Origin of the sequence: Thalassoglobus sp. (assembly GCF_048270125.1) — a bacterium.
GTDB lineage: Bacteria > Planctomycetota > Planctomycetia > Planctomycetales > Planctomycetaceae > Thalassoglobus.
The window spans coordinates 124,966-140,982 of record NZ_JBLWTN010000011.1; the positions used below are offsets into that span (position 1 = coordinate 124,966).

Sequence of the window (16,017 nt, forward strand, 5' to 3'; positions counted from 1 at the left end):
ATGATTCCTGATAGAATTGGCCTCGCTTTTAACCCTTCAAGCTGACCAGTGAGTCGACACATTATGCCTTCCCTTCAATTCCGTTGTTCAGCTCTCTTTGTCCTCGTGCTACTTTCTTTTGCTCTTCTTTCGGGACAGGAGCTTCAGGCGCAAGAGCCTGCAAAGTCTGATCTTGAAGAGTCCTGGCAGACAATCTGGAGCCAAGGCCAGCGAGTTGGTTACTCGCACTCCACCTCGTCTGAAAAAAAAGTAGAGGGTGAAACAGTCTTCGTCACCGACACTTTGCTCTCAATGACGTTCAATCGCTTTGGTCAAACGCTCAGTATTCGGCAACAGTCGCATGTCGAGGAGACAGAGGATGGCAAGCTCCTCCGTTTCAGCTCGACGATGGAAAATCCTCCGAACAGCAAGACTGTCACATCTGGTTTTTTGCAAGGGGCCGAGATCAAACTCACCAGTAAAGTCGCCGGCCGATCGACCACAAAAACGATCTCGGGGATGGAGGATGTCTTCTCGCTCAGTTGGCCTGAACGCATCATTCAAGAGGGTAAGCTCAAGCGAGGCGAGCCTCAAACGTTTGAGGTCTTCGAACCACAAATCGGGAACAAGGCGAAGATCACGGTTGAGTACAGCAAAGATGTTCCACTTCCGAAAGAAGGAGCCTTCCACCGAGAGGTCACCCTGCAGGAGAAATTCGCTGGCGCCCCGCCAATTGAATCGATCGTTACATGCGATCAAGACTGGTCACTTGTCAAAGTGTCGATGCCGTTGTTGAAGATGGAGATGCGTACAGCCACCGAAGACGAAGCACTCGCACCGATTGGCGAGCACGAATTTGATCTCGCGACTGATACCATGGTTCGCGTTTCTGGAATGGAAAACGTCCAGCAGGCGAAGAGTGTCACTTACCGCATCGAAGTTGATGGTGCGAATCCAGCGGAGATCTTTGAGGAGTCGGCTAATCAGAAAATTCGGGTGATCGATGACGAAACGATTGAGCTCACGGTCAACAAGAAAACGTTAAAGAATTATCCTCGGCTCGAAGGAGAATCAAGTTCCGCTGCTGATTCATTTATGCAGGCGAGTCAATACCTTGAATGTGAAGCTCCAATTCTTGTCTCACTCGCAAGCAAAGTGAAAGAGGGGGAGTCTGCGACTGAAACGTCGGTGGCTCTCGAGAAATTTGTCAAAAATTATGTTTCCGACAAAAACTTTTCGACAGCGATGGCAACGGCTGCGGAAGTCGCACAGAGCAGGGCAGGGGACTGCACCGAACATGCGGTTTTGTTGGCAGCTTTGTTGCGGATCAAAGAGATCCCTTCGCGAGTCGCAATTGGCTTCGTCTATTCCGCACCTCACAAAGCGTTCGTAGGACACATGTGGACAGAGGCCTGGCTGAACGGACAATGGGTTCCGCTGGACGCCACGCTCGGGCATGGAGGGACAGGATGTGGGCATCTCACGATCACGACGTCGAGCCTCTCCGACGATGAAGCCGCTCCTGCAGCTCGATTTTTGCCAATGATTCATCTGTTGGGACGGACGAAAATCGAAGTTGTCAGCACCGAGAAGTAAGAATTAAGTCGAGAGCTCTGGCTGAATCTTTTCTGTGGCACGGTTAAACCGTGGAGCGAATTCGATACAATGATTCGAGCAGCGAATTCAAAATTCATTCAGATCGACAGATCGACAGATCGAGATAAAGAAATATCAATGAACATGGAAGATGAGCAGGAGCAGCAACGCCCAGTCGCAATTAATCAGACGGCCATCGCGCTCATTCGTCGCTGGTTTGAAGATCAATCGAAGTGGTTAGTTTTATATGACGAAACTGTCGATCATCACCGTCTCATTGAAGCTCAGCGGCTTGAAGATGAATCGTTCCGTGAATCCATTGATCGAGAAATTGCCTGGCAGCTGAACCTTGAACGAGGCAAGGATTATATCGTTTCAAGTGCTCCGCGATTGCATCTGGAGATTCCGATCGAGATTGCACATGGTTGTTCAGATAAGCAGGAACTACGAGTCGATGTTGTTGAGTTTTATCTTGTCGAGCTTTATGGAAGTGCTGCGCAGAAGAATCTCGACAATAACTCCAGCGTCCAATGGTTGAATGCCAGGCAGTTTTTAGCTGAAGGTTCGAATACCGAAATCCTTTCGCGACAACGACAAATTTTGCAACTCGCCGACATCCTGAACGAGGACGAGTCCGATGGTGATCTACGCGAAGAAATGCATTGAGTCCATCCCTCCTCACGGCCAAAGGGCCAGTCGCACTCAGTGCTTCAATCGGTTCTTCATGCTGAAAAGACGCGCTGCGGTGCATGCCTTTTCCTGCTTTCTTCTTTGCCTGCTCGCGTCCTCAGTTCTTCATGCCGAAGCGACGACAGATCCCAAAAGCTTATCATCGCTGATCGATCAACGAATCTCAGCCCGCTGGAAAAGCGAAAAGGTCACCCCCGCTCCCGTCGCTGACGATGCCGAATTCATGCGGCGTGTTTACCTCGACGTGACTGGGAAGATCCCGCATGCTTCGGCTGTGCGCGATTTCTTGGCAGACGACTCTCTTGATAAGCGGCAACAACTGGTCGAAGATCTTCTGGCGAGTCCCTCTTATATCATCCATTATACAAATCTCTGGCGGGCAGCGATGATCCCCGAAGCGGATGCCGACCAGCAAATCCGTGTCGCTCTTCCGGGGTTCGAATCATGGTTACGTTCACGAGTTGCGGAGAATCGGAACTTTGCGGAAATCGTTGAGGAAATGCTCACGCTTCCGTTTGACCAGCAAGCAATGATTGGCTTGAACCAACTCAATCAGTCAACTCCGGTCGCATTCTATCAGGCCAAGGAATCCAAACCGGAACGACTTGCTGCGGCGACTTCACGGCTGTTTCTTGGGATTCGCCTCGATTGTGCTCAATGTCACGATCATCCATTTGATAGCTGGAAGCAGGATCAATTCTGGAAATATGCAGCTTTCTTCACGGATATCCCTGCCACCCAGATTCCCGGTCAGGAGATGATCACACGGAAGGAACCGCCCGGAACGATCAAGATTCCGGAACTGGAGCGTGTCGTTGGAGCGACATTTCTCAATCAACAAGCTGCAATCTCTGAGGGGGAGCCGCGAGGCCGGTCCGTGTTGGCAAAATGGATTGTCTCTCCCGAGAATCCTTACTTCGCCAAGGCTGCGGTCAACAGAATCTGGTCGTACCACTTTGGGATCGGACTTGTGGAGCCGATGGACGACTTCAGCTCTAATAATCCAGCAAGTCATCCAGAACTCTTAGACGAACTGGCTGAGGCATTTGTTGCCAATGATTTCGATTTCAAATTTCTTATTCGGGCGATAACCGGTTCGAAAACCTATCAGTTAAGTAGTCGGCAGACTGATTCCTCGCAGGAGGAACCGACGCTCTTTGCTCGTATGCCTGTCCGGGGGATGACTGCTGAGCAGATCTTTGACAGTCTCGCTGTCGCCACGGGGTATCGCCAGCCGTTCGATCCGGAGCAACCGCTCAATTTTAATAACGATCAGGCACGACAAGATTTTATTACAATGTTTGGGAACCAGCCGGAGTCGGCTCCTGATCGGGCGTCAACAATTTTACAGGCTCTGGCACTGATGAATGGCGACTTTGTTGGTAATGCCACGGACATCGTCGATAGTCGCACGCTGGCCGCCATCATCGATTCTCCGTTCTTCAGGGACGAGCAACGAGTCGAGGCGATGTATTTATCGACCCTGAGTCGGCTACCCTCAAAAATTGAGCAGCAAAAGATGCTCGAGCATATCAAATCGAACCAGGTTGATGGGAGCCGCCCTGAAAGCTACGCAGATATTTTCTGGGTGTTACTAAACAGCAGCGAATTTTTGTTAAATCATTGATTGGCGGGTGAGGCGGCAAACGATTTTCGAGTGCTGGCTGTCAAAAAATGTAAATTTCTGACACTAATTGTAAACTGTTCCAAAGAAGATTTTTGTACGTTTCAGAGGCCAAAAACAGGGTTCAGGAATAGTTCTGAGGGAATTCTGAGATTTCTCGTGAGATTGAGTACGAAATCATCGCCATGAAGATGGTCACGTTCCTTGACATAAATTCCCAAGCTGCCTTACGATACGCGATCTCTGAAAAATGGCAGGCAGAATGGCTGACCTGTCATATTTTTGTATCGGAACTCCTTACAGCATAAGGGGATGCGGCTCATGGCTGTTCCCAAACGTAGACATTCAAAATCACGGTCACGCAAAAAGCGTAGCCATAACGCATTGAAGCCAATGAAGTTACAGTATTGCCCACAGTGTGGGACAGCTGTTCCTTCACACGTGGTTTGCCCAAATTGTGGTAATTACCACGGGCGAACCATGGTTGAAACCGAGGATTAACGAACGATGAAAATCGCTCTGGACGCGATGGGTGGCGATGAAGCTCCGTTGATTAATATTAGCGGTGCCATTGAAGCCCTCGAAACATCTTCAGACCTGGAAGTCTTTTTGGTCGGGGACGCGCCCACTGTTGATTCATTGGTTGAGAAATCCGGCTACTCAGGTGAACGACTCACTGTGGTTCATGCTGACGGATTTGTTGGCATGGAAGAAAAGCCAACAGATGCGTTGCGCCAAAAGCCAAATTGTTCGATTGCGGTTTGCTGGAAGATGATGGCAGGCGGCGAAGTCGAAGCAATTGTCAGTGCCGGGAACACCGGTGGTGTCATTGGGGCAGGATTACGGACTCGGCTGTTTCTCAAAGGTGTCAAACGTCCTGGTATTGCGGTGGTCCTGCCCACGATTTCTGGGCGCTCCGTGCTGATGGATGTCGGTGCCAACCCGGGAGCCCGTCCTGAGCATCTTGCCCAGTACGCATTGATGGGGTCCATTTTTGCTCGCGAAATTCTTGAGATAGAATCTCCGCGTGTCGGGTTAATGAACATCGGAAGTGAGGACGGTAAAGGGACTCCTCTGATAAAAGAGGCGCACGACCTGGTTCTTCGCGGTCCGGTTGCCCAAAATTATATTGGAAATGTCGAGGGGCGAGGGCTTTATCAAGGTGAAGCCGACGTCATCATCTGTGACGGATTTGTCGGAAACGTCGTCCTGAAGGTGAGCGAAGGGATGGCCTCGATGATGATGGAAAAAGTGGCCCATCAGGTTCTCGGGGCGTTGAACGGAGAAAAGACGACTGCCGAGCAAGCGTTCGGGCGTGTCGGAAGAAGTTTTGAATACAATGAGTATGGTGGAGCACCATTGCTAGGCATTGATGGTGTTTGCATGATCAGCCACGGTTCGAGTGACGCACGATCAATTCGCAACGCACTCCACACCGCAATGACGTTTAAGAATCGAAACGTTAATCAGCACATTGTAGAGGCTCTCGCAGCGCAAACAGCAGCGAGTTCGTGAGTCGATAAAAGTTATGGAAGGCTGACAGGTTTGCCTGCAAGGCAACAGTTGTCGTCTCAAATTGGAACGGAGTGATGAGCCGAATCGGATTTCTTTTCCCTGGTCAGGGAGCGCAACATATTGGCATGGGCAAGCAACTTGTCGAGCAGTATCCCGCTGCCGATGCTTTGTTCGATCAGGCCAATGAAATCCTCGGGTATGACCTTCGTCGTCTCTGTTTTGAAGGTCCATCGGAAGAACTCGACTCAACTGTCATTAGCCAGCCTGCGATCTTTGTGACGAGCTTGGCGGCTTTGGAAAAACTTCGAGTTGATGCTCCTGATGTTGTCTTAGGCTGTGAAATGGCTGCTGGCCTGAGCTTGGGTGAATATACAGCATTGGTTTTTTCTGGAGCAATGAGCTTCGAGGATGGTCTGAAAGTCGTTCAAAAGCGTGGTCAGGCGATGCAAGACGCCGCAGATGCCACTCCCTCAGGAATGGCGAGTGTGCTGCTGCTCGACTTGCCTGAAGTTGAAAAAATTCGCGATCAGGCACAAGCTGCCGGTGTCGTCGAAATCGCAAACTATCTCTGCCCTGGGAACCTTGTTTTGTCGGGCAGCAATGCCGCGATTGAAAAGGTTCTGGAGATTGCTGAGGCAGCCGAAGCCCGTGTGGTTCCGTTGGCTGTCGCAGGGGCGTTTCATACGAAGATTATGCAGCCGGCAGATGATCGGCTCCGTGATGCGTTATCGAAAGTCGAGATGAAGACTCCGGAAATTCCGGTGATCTCCAATGTCGATGCCAGCACTCATACAGACCCAAGTGACCTGAAAGACGTACTTGTCCGTCAGGTCATCAGCCCGGTTCGCTGGGAAGATTCGATTCGTTCGATGTTGGATCAAGGAATAGATGAGTTTTATGAAATCGGTCCAGGTCGCGTTCTGGCCGGGTTATTAAAGCGAATTCAGCGTAAAATTCCCTGTACTGTCATCAACGATTCATAAGAGTTGTCTCCAGTAGCATTCAGTGCTCATGATTCATTCAGGCTGGATTGATTTCTTCATAAATGCTTGATGAGCAGGCCAGCAAAGCTTCTTGAGACTCAGAGATAAGTACTCATACAGGTCCGTCAGGACACCAGAAATCATTTAAATCCGGTTCCAAAGTGGGACCTTTCGCATTGACGTTTACACACTGTTCAAAAGCCGCTATATCTTCATTCGGCCTGCGGAAATAATTTGCAGGTCATGTGAAAATGGAGGCACCACAGACGGTGTCGATCATTCCAGAAGGAGCAAGACGTGGACGAAAAAGTAATTGCAATTGTGAGTGAACAATTGAGCGTTTCCGAGGATGAAATTACCAAAGAAAGTAATTTCATCGATGACCTTCAAGCTGATTCGCTCGACCTGGTCGAGTTAGGAATGAAGTTTGAAGAAGAATTCGGCGTAACGATCCCAGACGAGGATTACGAAACGCTCAAAACCGTTGGCGATGCCATCGATTATATCAAACAGCGGGAAAGCGCTTAAACTATGCTCAAGCGAGTTGTCGTCACAGGCTTGGGAGTCGTTACCTCACTCGGTTGCGAAGTCTCCGAGTTCTGGGATCAAATCTGTGCAGCTAAAAGTGGTGTGAGTACAATCCGCCGCTTCGACTGTTCCAATTTCAAGGTTAAGTTCGGCGGGGAAGTTCAAAACTTCAACCTCGTCGAACATATGGACTTGCTGGAGAAGGAGGTCCGTAGATTGGATCGCTTTGTCCAGTTTGGAATGGCGGCTGCGCAAAAAGCGATTAACGACGCAGGAATCGACTTCACGGCTGGCGATCCGTATACACACGGAGTTCTCGTCGGCAGTGGAATCGGTGGTCTCAACGAAATCGAACAACAACATTCCGTTTTGTTCGATCGTGGCCCAACTCGTGTGTCGCCGTTGATGATTCCTAAGCTGATGGTCAACGCCGCCAGCGGGAATATCTCGGTGCGTTGGAAGCTGAAAGGGCCAAACAGTGCAGTTGCAACTGCTTGTGCCTCAGCGACCAATGCAATTGGAGACGCTTACCGGCTCATTCAGCATGGACAAGCGAATGTCATGGTGACTGGTGGTAGTGAAGCTGCGTTGACCCCAATGGGGCTTTCCGGTTTCGCTCGAATGCAGGCTCTGTCGACCCGCAATGAAGATCCTGAATCTGCCAGCCGTCCGTTTGACCAGGGACGAGATGGTTTCGTGATGGCTGAGGGAGCCGGGATCGCGATCCTGGAAGAATACGAACACGCTAAGGCGCGTGGTGCAAATATCATCGCAGAAGTGCTCGGCTACGGGATGTCAGCGGATGGCAGTCACATGACTGCACCTGATCCTGAAGGTCGCGGAGCAGCTCGTGCAATGTCTGGTTCATTGAAAGATGCCGGGTTAAATCCCGATGCAATTCAGTATGTGAACGCTCACGGGACAAGTACACCGTTGGGAGACAAGGCGGAAACTTACGCGTTGAAATCTGTCTATGGCGATCATGCCCATAAGTTTGCAGTCTCCAGTACAAAAAGTCAGCTGGGGCATTTACTGGGGGCTTCAGGCGGTGTGGAGTTCGTGATTTCTGCTTTAGCAATTCGCGATCAAGTCGCTCCACCGACGATCAACCTCGACAATCCTGACCCTGCATGCGACTTGGATTATATTCCAAACGAAGCTCGCAGCATGCCGATTCAACGCGTGATGACCAATAGTTTCGGTTTCGGTGGTCATAACGCCTGCTTGATTCTCGGGAAAGTTTAGAAGCAGTCTCAAAAGCTATGGAATTGCAACCTTTCTCTGTGCCGGAGAAGTGAACAGCAAGTTTTGAGGCCAGTTCTAAAGCATCTTTCGAATTGGTTTGCAGGTTCTGCCTCGTGGCGAGCAGTATTTTTACTAGAGAAATGCGTTCTTTACGGGCAAACGGTAGAGCAAGCTGCTCTAAAGCGTTTTAATATTTGCCGGACCTGTAGAGGTTTTCTTCGCGGCAGCTTGGTCTGTTCGTCACGAAGCAGAGTGCGAACACCCGTTCAGAGCACTCCATATCACACTTGTCGTGTATTCAGCGTTTCATGAATTCCGTCATACTGTGAATTGTTGAGCGTCTCGAGCATTCGGTGATTCAATTCTTGCTCGTTCCTTTTGCATACTCGTCGTAAAGTTTGCGAAAGCAATCTCGTAGGTTTCCGTTGCAGGCTCGATAGAGTTCTTGGAGCCTGTCGTCAGGGATGCTCTGTTCTGGCTCTAATTTTCTGACGAGATGAATTAACGTTTGCACACTCGGTTGAAGCTCGATCAATGTGGGGAGTCGCCCCGGTTTGTGTGCGGTGATTAACAAGCCTGCGTATCCTTTCGCTTTTCGCTTCACACGCTGCCAGTCCCAGTAATTTAATAGACCTGCGCTATCGAGAATCAGGACCATCTCTTCGCTGGAGGATTCGAGCCATTTTTGAATTCGGTCTTTATTACAGTCTCGTCCGTCGTCCATTAAACGGAGGGCTTTGTGCGGAATTCCCGCTTGCTGCAGTTGGTTTTGAACCTCGTTCAATAGAGTCGTTTTGCCCGTGCCATGTGGTCCAATAATGGCTCCTCGGAAGTGAGCTGCTTTTAGCCTCAAGTAAAAGAGGTCAAAGGACTCGTTTTCGAACTGAAAGGGGAGGGCGTGGACGCGATCGACACGAAACGGGTTCTCACGGGCTTTCATTTGCCCAACTCGAGAGATGTCTTGTCCTCTGCGATTACGATGTCGGGAAAGATGGCCCGCATTTCTTCTATTCCAATCGGGTCGCCGGTCTTATCTAGGGGGTCGGTGTGCACGATGATCAACCTTCCCACCTGGGCTTCCTTCGCCAACGTTGCCAGGGCAGTAGAGTGTGTGTGTCCGGTTTGATTGGCCCAGTCAGATTTAGAATCTGGGAAGTAGCACTCATGGACGAGTGTTTCGGCTCCCCTGATAAAATCGGTGTACGATCCGTCTACAGTCGTATCGGTCACGTATGCGAAAACTCCCTCGTCCAAGTGTAGCTTGAACGCAGTTGATCCTCCGGGATGGCTATTCAGTTTCATCCATTCGAGTTTCTGACCGGAGGGAAGTCGGAGTTCTCCCTCGTCTTGAATTTCACAAAATTTGAACGGCGGGGGGACCGGAAAGACCTGCTCGGAAAAGAGCTGAATTTTCACTGCGTCCAGAATCTCAGTACGGGCGTGAAGTCGTATCTGCTCAACTTTTCCGAGTAGTGGCAGTGTGATGAGGTAGGTCAGCCCGCAAATATGATCGAGGTGAGCATGTGAGAGGAAGAGGTCGAGCGAAGTTGTTTCAACGTGCTTTTCGACTCGAAATGCGCTCGTACCGGCATCGAAGATCAGCCCGAGTTCAGGGAGCATCAGGCAGGCTGTGTGACGTTGTTCACTTGGGTGGAAGCCACCCGTTCCCAGGAATTCGACTCGCATCAGACCGCTCGTTACATCGAGTTTTGCACGTCTTGTTACAACAATTTGACTAGAGCAGCTTGCTCGACCGTGTACTCGTGGAGAACGTGTGTCACCAGTGAGATCGTTGTCCTCTAGTCAATCAGGGCATTTTCAATGCTTGTCGTGCCCGTGAAGGACGCATTTTTTAGTAAAAATGCTGTTCGCCACGAGGCAGAACCTGCAAACCAATTCGAAAGATGCTCTAGCTGGCATTTTCAGCGTCGTGTTTCAAAATACCTTTGACAATCACTCGCAGCTTTGGTTCCGCTTCATTGGCAATGGCGATGATTTCTTCCACGCAGGCAGGCTTCAAGGCGTCGGGGAAGCACATGTCGGTGATGACAGATAATGCGATGGTGCGAAGCCCCGCATGAACGGCCACTATCACCTCGGGAATGGTTGACATCCCGACTGCGTCAGAGCCGATCTGTCGTAAGAATCGGTATTCAGCTCGTGTTTCGAGATTCGGCCCGGCGATACCGACAAAAACTCCCTTGTGAGCGGCAAAGTTCTCTTTCCGAGCGATTTCCAGAGCAAAATCACCCAGCTTCTGGTCGTAAGGGGCGCTCATATCGGGGAAACGTGGACCGAGTCGGTCGTCGTTGATCCCGATCAGAGGGTTGTCCCCCATGAGATTAATATGGTCATCAATGACCATAATGTCTCCACACTGGTAGAAGGGGTTGAGCCCTCCCACAGCATTTGAACCAATTAGTAGAGATGCCCCCATCTCTTTGAAGACTCGAATGGGGAGAGTTACCTGTTTGAGGGGATATCCTTCGTACATGTGATGCCGACCTTCCATCGCCATCACAGGGATTCCACATAACTCTCCACAGATCAACCGGCCTCGGTGGCTGGTCGCTGTCGATTTGAGGAAATGTGGAATCTCTTCGTAATCGAATTCCGCTTCAATATCGATTTCCCCGGAGAATCCCCCTAATCCGGTTCCAAGGACGATTCCTGCATGTGGAACTTTGTCCCACTTTGAACGAATCGTTGTGCAGGCTTCTTGAATTTGATTAAAAAGTTCGAGCATCAGGGCTTCTCACATCAAAATTGATCGAATCAAAGCAGTTTTTTCGCACACTTTTTACAGCGAACGAGTTTCCCTTTGTTTCCGACCATTGCACCACATTTGGGGCATCGCTTCGTTTTTCGTGCTTTTTTCAATTTCGTACGTGGGCGCAAAACCATTGCAGTTACCTCTTTATGTTCTCTAAGCAGAGTCATCGATCAAGTCGCCGGACTCAATTTCTGTAGTCTGAGTCTACGACGTCATTTGCGTAGAAGCGGTACAGGTTATCGAACAATCCGTCTCTATTCAATGTCGGCAGAATGATTGAGTCCCTCTCTGGAAACCTCTGTTCTGAAGAACTTTTCAGTGCATCGAAAGCAAGGTTTCGATTTTCAGGTCGGTTCTAAGGGTTTCTTCCTCAAGATGTTACAGGAGAAAAAATTGATGTGTAAATGAGGACCCAACCTTTCCTCTCATCCGCATCTTTGCCATGATATCGTAGAACTTTCTGAAACTCGTTTGGAAGGATGCGAGAGCGTTCTGCTCGATCACACATTCGCGAAACGCGGTTGTTGTCACAGAGAATTCATTCTTCCACGAGGTGGAACCACAAGTTGTTTTGAAGAGCGCTCGAATGACCGACTCCAAGTCGAAGCTCCCTGAGGATGAATCGAATCACTCAGACTCCAACCCTGTAAAAGAAACGCAGCCAGGAAGTGAGGAGACCGCAGCGATGCCTGTCCCTAAGAACCCCCAGGAAAAAGGGCTTCCGCAAACGGATACAGTTCTTGGAGATTTCCGGCTCATTCGCAAGTTGGGCAAAGGGGGAATGGCAGAGGTTTGGTTGGCAGAGCAGGAATCTCTCAAGCGGAATGTCGCCTTGAAGCTTCTCCGCCCGACACTGACTGAAGATCACACATACGTTGCCCGATTTCAAACAGAAGCAAAAGCGGCAGCCGGGCTGAACCATCCCAATATTGTTCAGGTCTACACAGTCGGAGAGCGAAACGGTCAGTATTTTATTGCTCAGGAGTATGTGCAGGGGCAAACCCTGAAAAGTTTTATTCAGAAAAAAGGGGCGTTGGAAGTCAACGTGGCGCTGGCCATCATGCGGCAAGTTGCCTCTGCATTACAAGTTGCGAATGAGCGGGGGATTGTCCATCGGGATATCAAGCCTGAAAACATCATGCTGAATCGAAAGGGTGAGGCAAAAGTTGCTGACTTCGGTTTGGCACAACTTCAGGGCGGCGAACAAAACCTGACGCAAGAAGGCGTCACCATGGGGACTCCGCTCTATATGAGTCCCGAGCAGGTCAACGGGAAAAAACTGGATCAGCGCAGCGATATCTATTCCTTTGGGATTACCTGTTACCACATGCTCGCTGGTCGTCCGCCGTTCGAGGGGGAGAACGCCGTGAGCGTCGCGGTGAAACATTTGCACGAACCGCCAAAGCCTCTTCAGGAAATTCGCTCTGACCTTCCGGTGGCACTCTGCAAGGTGATCGCCCGGATGACTTCCAAAAAACCGGAAGATCGCTACGACAGTGCACAGGCTGTCTTGTTAGACGTTCGCAAGATTGCCAAAGCACTCAAGACCGGAGAGACCGTTGATCATCTGGTTGGATCTCCTGAGAATACCAATTCTTCATTCCCGGTTAAAAAGCCTGCGCTGGTCTTGCCGCTGCTTTGCCTGCTTGTCGCTTTGTGTAGTGCGGGAATGGGCTTCGTGATGCAGAAGTCTGTAGCTGAAGTCGATCCCGATGCGATTGACAGTTCAATTCCAAAGAAGGATACCGCACGCGAGCAGTACAAGCATGCAATGCTCCGGTATGATGATGAAGACGCATTTAAGGCGGTCATTCATCGATTCCCGACCGATAAGGTTTGGACTCCGAAAGCTCATGAGCAACTTGCGATGATGTACCTCAGGAACTCTTCGCGTCATGCTGAAGCACGTGAGCAGTTGCGAATTCTGAAAACTCAATATGGCCCGGCAGAAAAAGCCAAAGCCCAAATCGGTGAAGCCTACTTAAGTGCGATCGATGGTGAATATCGAGCCCCAAGCGCGACGCTCAGTCAACTGGATTCAGAAATCCAGGAGCATATTTCTGGCAGTTGGGAGCAACGTGTCGAAGATATTCGCGAGATGATTCAACAACTCGAAGAAAAGCAAAAGCCAGCAACGTAAGCTGCGTTTATATTTATTGACAATGCTTGTCGTGCCCGTGTCGTTTACTTTCGTGACTTCATAGACTGCTCGCCAAAGTCAGAACATTAAAGACCAATATTGGATTTGCTCTCACGACAGACGGCTCATGAATACTCCGGGCGAAATCCTGTTTCCCGAATCTTTGATCAGCATACAGGCATGTTGATTTATCAAGTTCTCAAACAACTCAAGTTCAAAATACAATGACTGATGTGATTGAAGGGAGTCTGTACGACTTCCCGAAGTATTACGACCTCCTCTTTGGCTTCGACTGGAAAGCCGAGTGCGACTTCCTGGAACAATGTTTTCAAGAATATTCCAAGGTCAAAGTTCAACGACTCTTTGAGCCTGCCTGCGGAACGGGGCGGCTGCTGATCAAGTTGGCACAGCGAGGGTATGTCGTCGCTGGGAACGACTTGAATCCTCATGCGATCAAGTATTGCAATGATCGGTTGAAGCGGTATGGCTTTGATGAGTCAGCCGTGGTGGGAGATATGAGTGATTTCAAAGTGAAGAAAAAATTCCATGGGGCCTTCAACATGATTAACAGCTTCCGCCATCTTGAAACGGAAAAGCAGGCGACGAGTCATTTTCAGTGCATGGCGGACGGTCTGACAAAAGGGGGGCTCTACATTCTTGGCGTTCATTTGATTCCGACCGATGGGCCACGCATGGAAAATGAATCGTGGGTCGCCCGGCGAGGTAACTTACAAGTCAATTCGCACATGTGGTGCAAAGAACTCGACTTGAAAGGGCGTAACGAAAAACTGGGAATGAATCTCGACATCTACACGCCGACGAGCCATCAGCAGATTCAGGACGAAATGAATTATCGCACCTATACCGCCAAACAAATGGCAACGCTTCTCGCTCGAGTTCCCGAACTCGAAATCGCAGCCGTCCATGATTTTTGCTATGAAATGGAAACTACCATCGAAATCGACGAGACCTCCGAAGACGTCGTCTACATCCTCAGAAAACGATAGAGGTCACAACAGAAGTGATATGAACATGCGGTTGCTGGGCAAAGGGGGACGGATCGAAGAGCAATCGAGAAACTCTGAAGCTTGAGTCTCAACTTGAGTTCTCTGTTTTCTGGTTGCACAAAACCGCTCGTGTTCCTTCCGAATTATTCTGTATCACTCGGGGTTCGATGTCTTGTTCCCGCTGTTAAATCCTGATTCTGAAAAATGCACCATTTCCGCAAACTGTTCATACTCTCCTTTCTGTTTGCGGTCGTCGCTGCCATTCCATTTTTGATATTAGGTGAATCGTTCGAGGAGCAAATCAAAAACTGGTTTACCTCGGACTGGTCAGATTTTCAGCGATTTTCACTCATCGTTGGGCTGCTTGCAGTTGATATCGCGATCCCGATTCCTTCGAGTGCGGTGAGTACATACGGTGGAGCGGTTCTCGGGTTCATCCCGGCGACTGTCGCTTCCTGGGTCGGAATGATGCTCGGTTCACTGTCAGGTTTTTGGGGAGCCCGAATTCTCGGTCCGCGACTGGTTTCGAAGTTTTCGAAAGCTGAAGATTTGGAGTCACTCGAACGGCTGAACAAAAAGATTTCCCTGTGGATCATTGCCGTCGCTCGGCCACTTCCGATATTGGCTGAGGCGTCGATATTGTTGCTCGGTTCGCTGCGACTTCCTTGGACACAATTACTTCTTCCGTTATCCCTGAGTAATCTGGTCATCGCTGCGGCGTATTCTGCGATTGGGTATTGGTCCGTTGAACGCGACATCACATTTTATGTCGTGCTGGCATCGATGTTCTTTCCGTTGCTGCTAACATGGCTTGTTCGACGGCAATTGCACTCATTATTTTCTGATTCGACAACGTCAAGAGTAAAACCATGAAAGCTACTCTCCTGCAGGATTCTCAGCTTCGCTACGAGCCGAACTACGAACCTGTCCCAATTGAGTCTGCCGTTGAAGTCGAAGTTCTTCAGGCCGGAATCTGCGAAACCGACCTGCAATTGATTCAAGGGTATATGGGGTTTGCGGGAGTTTTGGGGCACGAGTTTGTCGGGATTGCCAAGTCCGGAAAGTACCAGAGGCGGCGAGTTGCCGGAGAGATCAACTGTGCATGTGGCGATTGTGAATGCTGTGCTCAGAGCAATCCGAATCATTGCCCGAATCGAACCGTGATTGGAATATTAAATCACGATGGGGCCTTCGCCGAGCGCGTTTGGGTTCCGGAAGAAAATTTGCATCCGATTCCGGATTCAGTCAGCGACGACCAGGCTGTCTTCGTCGAACCGTTAGCCGCCGCTTTTCAAATCCCGGCTCAGCTCGACTTGAGCGATTTTCAGAACGTCATCGTTCTTGGTGACGGTCGACTCGGGAACCTTTGTGCACAAGTTCTTCAAGGGTATAAGAAGTCTCCACTGGTGATTGGGAAACACCCCGAGAAACTCGAACGCCTGACAAAACTCGGCATCGATACCGAACTCTTAAGCGAAGTGAGCGAAACCAGATTTTCCGACCTCGTCGTGGACTGCACCGGCTCGCCGTCAGGGCTGGCGACTGCCTATCGCCTCATCAAACCGCGCGGGACAATTGTTCTGAAATCAACCTATGCTGGAGATCATAGCCCAAACTTGGCCCCGATCGTGATTGATGAACTGAATCTGGTTGGCTCTCGCTGTGGTCCGTTTCCTATGGCAATTGAAGCACTCGCTGCGAGCGAAATTGACGTCGACAGCTTAGTCACTTCACGTTTTCCCATTGAAGAGTCCATCAAGGCATTTCAGGTCGCTCAACAGAAAGATCAGTTGAAGGTGATTCTCACAGTAAAAGACAATGCCAATGACAAAGAGGACAATGGCGCAGAGTAAGTGCTAGCCTGCATTGCGCACGCGTTTTCTGGCTTGTGGGGTTTGGCGTTGGTTGTTTTTTGAATTGGGTGGCAAGTGGGCGTT

The 16,017-nt window shown here is 49.9% G+C and carries 15 protein-coding genes; 12 read left to right on the forward strand and 3 right to left on the reverse strand.

The genetic code is table 11. The features are described from left to right. Positions 1-63 precede the first annotated feature (63 nt). The 8 genes from ACN0YR_RS14350 to fabF all read left to right on the forward strand — a co-directional run bounded on the left by ACN0YR_RS14350 (position 64) and on the right by fabF (position 8,160). The gene (locus ACN0YR_RS14350; protein ID WP_417849928.1) at positions 64-1,575 is read left to right on the forward strand and encodes a transglutaminase-like domain-containing protein; all 1,512 of its coding nucleotides are present in this window, start codon (positions 64-66) and stop codon (positions 1,573-1,575) included. Between the two features lie 138 nt (positions 1,576-1,713). Then, positions 1,714-2,241: a hypothetical protein gene (locus ACN0YR_RS14355; RefSeq protein WP_417849929.1), complete on the forward strand. Its 528-nt coding sequence runs from the start codon at positions 1,714-1,716 to the stop codon at positions 2,239-2,241. 58 nt (positions 2,242-2,299) lie between these two features. Then, the gene (locus ACN0YR_RS14360) at positions 2,300-3,892 is read left to right on the forward strand and encodes a DUF1549 and DUF1553 domain-containing protein (protein ID WP_417849930.1); all 1,593 of its coding nucleotides are present in this window, start codon (positions 2,300-2,302) and stop codon (positions 3,890-3,892) included. 318 nt (positions 3,893-4,210) lie between these two features. After that, on the forward strand, positions 4,211-4,390 hold the full coding sequence (rpmF, locus tag ACN0YR_RS14365; RefSeq protein ID WP_145196504.1) for a 50S ribosomal protein L32: 180 nt from the start codon (positions 4,211-4,213) through the stop codon (positions 4,388-4,390). Between the two features lie 6 nt (positions 4,391-4,396). Continuing rightward, positions 4,397-5,404 (forward strand): phosphate acyltransferase PlsX, encoded by a 1,008-nt coding sequence (plsX, locus tag ACN0YR_RS14370; RefSeq protein WP_417849931.1) that lies wholly within the window; start codon positions 4,397-4,399, stop codon positions 5,402-5,404. Between the two features lie 74 nt (positions 5,405-5,478). After that, the gene (gene fabD / locus ACN0YR_RS14375; protein WP_417849932.1) at positions 5,479-6,387 is read left to right on the forward strand and encodes an ACP S-malonyltransferase; all 909 of its coding nucleotides are present in this window, start codon (positions 5,479-5,481) and stop codon (positions 6,385-6,387) included. 297 nt (positions 6,388-6,684) lie between these two features. Beyond that, positions 6,685-6,915, forward strand: a complete 231-nt coding sequence (gene acpP, locus ACN0YR_RS14380) for an acyl carrier protein (protein WP_145196508.1) — start codon at positions 6,685-6,687, stop codon at positions 6,913-6,915. A gap of 3 nt (positions 6,916-6,918) precedes the next feature. Then, positions 6,919-8,160 (forward strand): beta-ketoacyl-ACP synthase II, encoded by a 1,242-nt coding sequence (fabF, locus tag ACN0YR_RS14385; RefSeq protein ID WP_417849933.1) that lies wholly within the window; start codon positions 6,919-6,921, stop codon positions 8,158-8,160. Positions 8,161-8,518: 358 nt separating this feature from the next. Here the strand turns inward: fabF and ACN0YR_RS14390 are convergent, their stop codons facing one another. From ACN0YR_RS14390 to ACN0YR_RS14400, 3 genes are all read right to left on the reverse strand, one after another. Beyond that, entirely contained in the window at positions 8,519-9,100 is a 582-nt protein-coding gene (locus ACN0YR_RS14390; protein ID WP_417849934.1) for an AAA family ATPase, read from the reverse strand. Further along, complete coding sequence (locus ACN0YR_RS14395) at positions 9,097-9,846, reverse strand: MBL fold metallo-hydrolase (RefSeq protein WP_417849935.1); 750 nt, start codon at positions 9,844-9,846, stop codon at positions 9,097-9,099. Before ACN0YR_RS14395 ends, ACN0YR_RS14390 begins: the two co-directional genes overlap by 4 nt. A 223-nt stretch (positions 9,847-10,069) precedes the next feature. After that, positions 10,070-10,906, reverse strand: coding sequence for a purine-nucleoside phosphorylase (locus ACN0YR_RS14400; RefSeq protein WP_417849936.1), 837 nt, complete (start codon positions 10,904-10,906; stop codon positions 10,070-10,072). Positions 10,907-11,519: 613 nt separating this feature from the next. Between ACN0YR_RS14400 and ACN0YR_RS14405 the strand changes: the two genes are divergently transcribed. The 4 genes from ACN0YR_RS14405 (at position 11,520) to ACN0YR_RS14420 (ending at position 15,933) form a co-directional block, all read left to right on the forward strand. Continuing rightward, positions 11,520-13,073 (forward strand): serine/threonine protein kinase, encoded by a 1,554-nt coding sequence (locus ACN0YR_RS14405; protein ID WP_417849937.1) that lies wholly within the window; start codon positions 11,520-11,522, stop codon positions 13,071-13,073. A 224-nt stretch (positions 13,074-13,297) separates the two neighbouring features. Next, the gene (locus ACN0YR_RS14410; RefSeq protein WP_417849938.1) at positions 13,298-14,080 is read left to right on the forward strand and encodes a class I SAM-dependent methyltransferase; all 783 of its coding nucleotides are present in this window, start codon (positions 13,298-13,300) and stop codon (positions 14,078-14,080) included. 204 nt (positions 14,081-14,284) lie between these two features. Beyond that, positions 14,285-14,953 carry a TVP38/TMEM64 family protein gene (locus tag ACN0YR_RS14415; protein ID WP_417849939.1) on the forward strand — a complete coding sequence of 223 codons (669 nt, stop codon included), beginning with the start codon at positions 14,285-14,287 and terminating at the stop codon, positions 14,951-14,953. Next, a complete protein-coding gene (locus ACN0YR_RS14420) occupies positions 14,950-15,933 on the forward strand; it encodes an MDR/zinc-dependent alcohol dehydrogenase-like family protein (RefSeq protein WP_417849940.1) in 984 nt (327 codons plus the stop codon). Before ACN0YR_RS14415 ends, ACN0YR_RS14420 begins: the two co-directional genes overlap by 4 nt. The last annotated feature ends 84 nt before the right edge of the window (positions 15,934-16,017 follow it).

Coding starts and splice junctions, on each gene's coding strand:
- plsX (WP_417849931.1), top strand. CDS start 4,397: ATGAAAATCGCTCTGGACGCGATGGGTGGCGATGAAGCTCCGTTGATT.
- ACN0YR_RS14415 (WP_417849939.1), top strand. CDS start 14,285: ATGCACCATTTCCGCAAACTGTTCATACTCTCCTTTCTGTTTGCGGTC.
- ACN0YR_RS14360 (WP_417849930.1), top strand. CDS start 2,300: ATGCTGAAAAGACGCGCTGCGGTGCATGCCTTTTCCTGCTTTCTTCTT.
- ACN0YR_RS14405 (WP_417849937.1), top strand. CDS start 11,520: ATGACCGACTCCAAGTCGAAGCTCCCTGAGGATGAATCGAATCACTCA.
- ACN0YR_RS14395 (WP_417849935.1), bottom strand. CDS start 9,846: ATGCGAGTCGAATTCCTGGGAACGGGTGGCTTCCACCCAAGTGAACAA.
- ACN0YR_RS14350 (WP_417849928.1), top strand. CDS start 64: ATGCCTTCCCTTCAATTCCGTTGTTCAGCTCTCTTTGTCCTCGTGCTA.
- ACN0YR_RS14355 (WP_417849929.1), top strand. CDS start 1,714: ATGAACATGGAAGATGAGCAGGAGCAGCAACGCCCAGTCGCAATTAAT.
- ACN0YR_RS14420 (WP_417849940.1), top strand. CDS start 14,950: ATGAAAGCTACTCTCCTGCAGGATTCTCAGCTTCGCTACGAGCCGAAC.
- fabD (WP_417849932.1), top strand. CDS start 5,479: ATGAGCCGAATCGGATTTCTTTTCCCTGGTCAGGGAGCGCAACATATT.
- ACN0YR_RS14410 (WP_417849938.1), top strand. CDS start 13,298: ATGACTGATGTGATTGAAGGGAGTCTGTACGACTTCCCGAAGTATTAC.
- ACN0YR_RS14400 (WP_417849936.1), bottom strand. CDS start 10,906: ATGCTCGAACTTTTTAATCAAATTCAAGAAGCCTGCACAACGATTCGT.
- fabF (WP_417849933.1), top strand. CDS start 6,919: ATGCTCAAGCGAGTTGTCGTCACAGGCTTGGGAGTCGTTACCTCACTC.
- rpmF (WP_145196504.1), top strand. CDS start 4,211: ATGGCTGTTCCCAAACGTAGACATTCAAAATCACGGTCACGCAAAAAG.
- ACN0YR_RS14390 (WP_417849934.1), bottom strand. CDS start 9,100: ATGAAAGCCCGTGAGAACCCGTTTCGTGTCGATCGCGTCCACGCCCTC.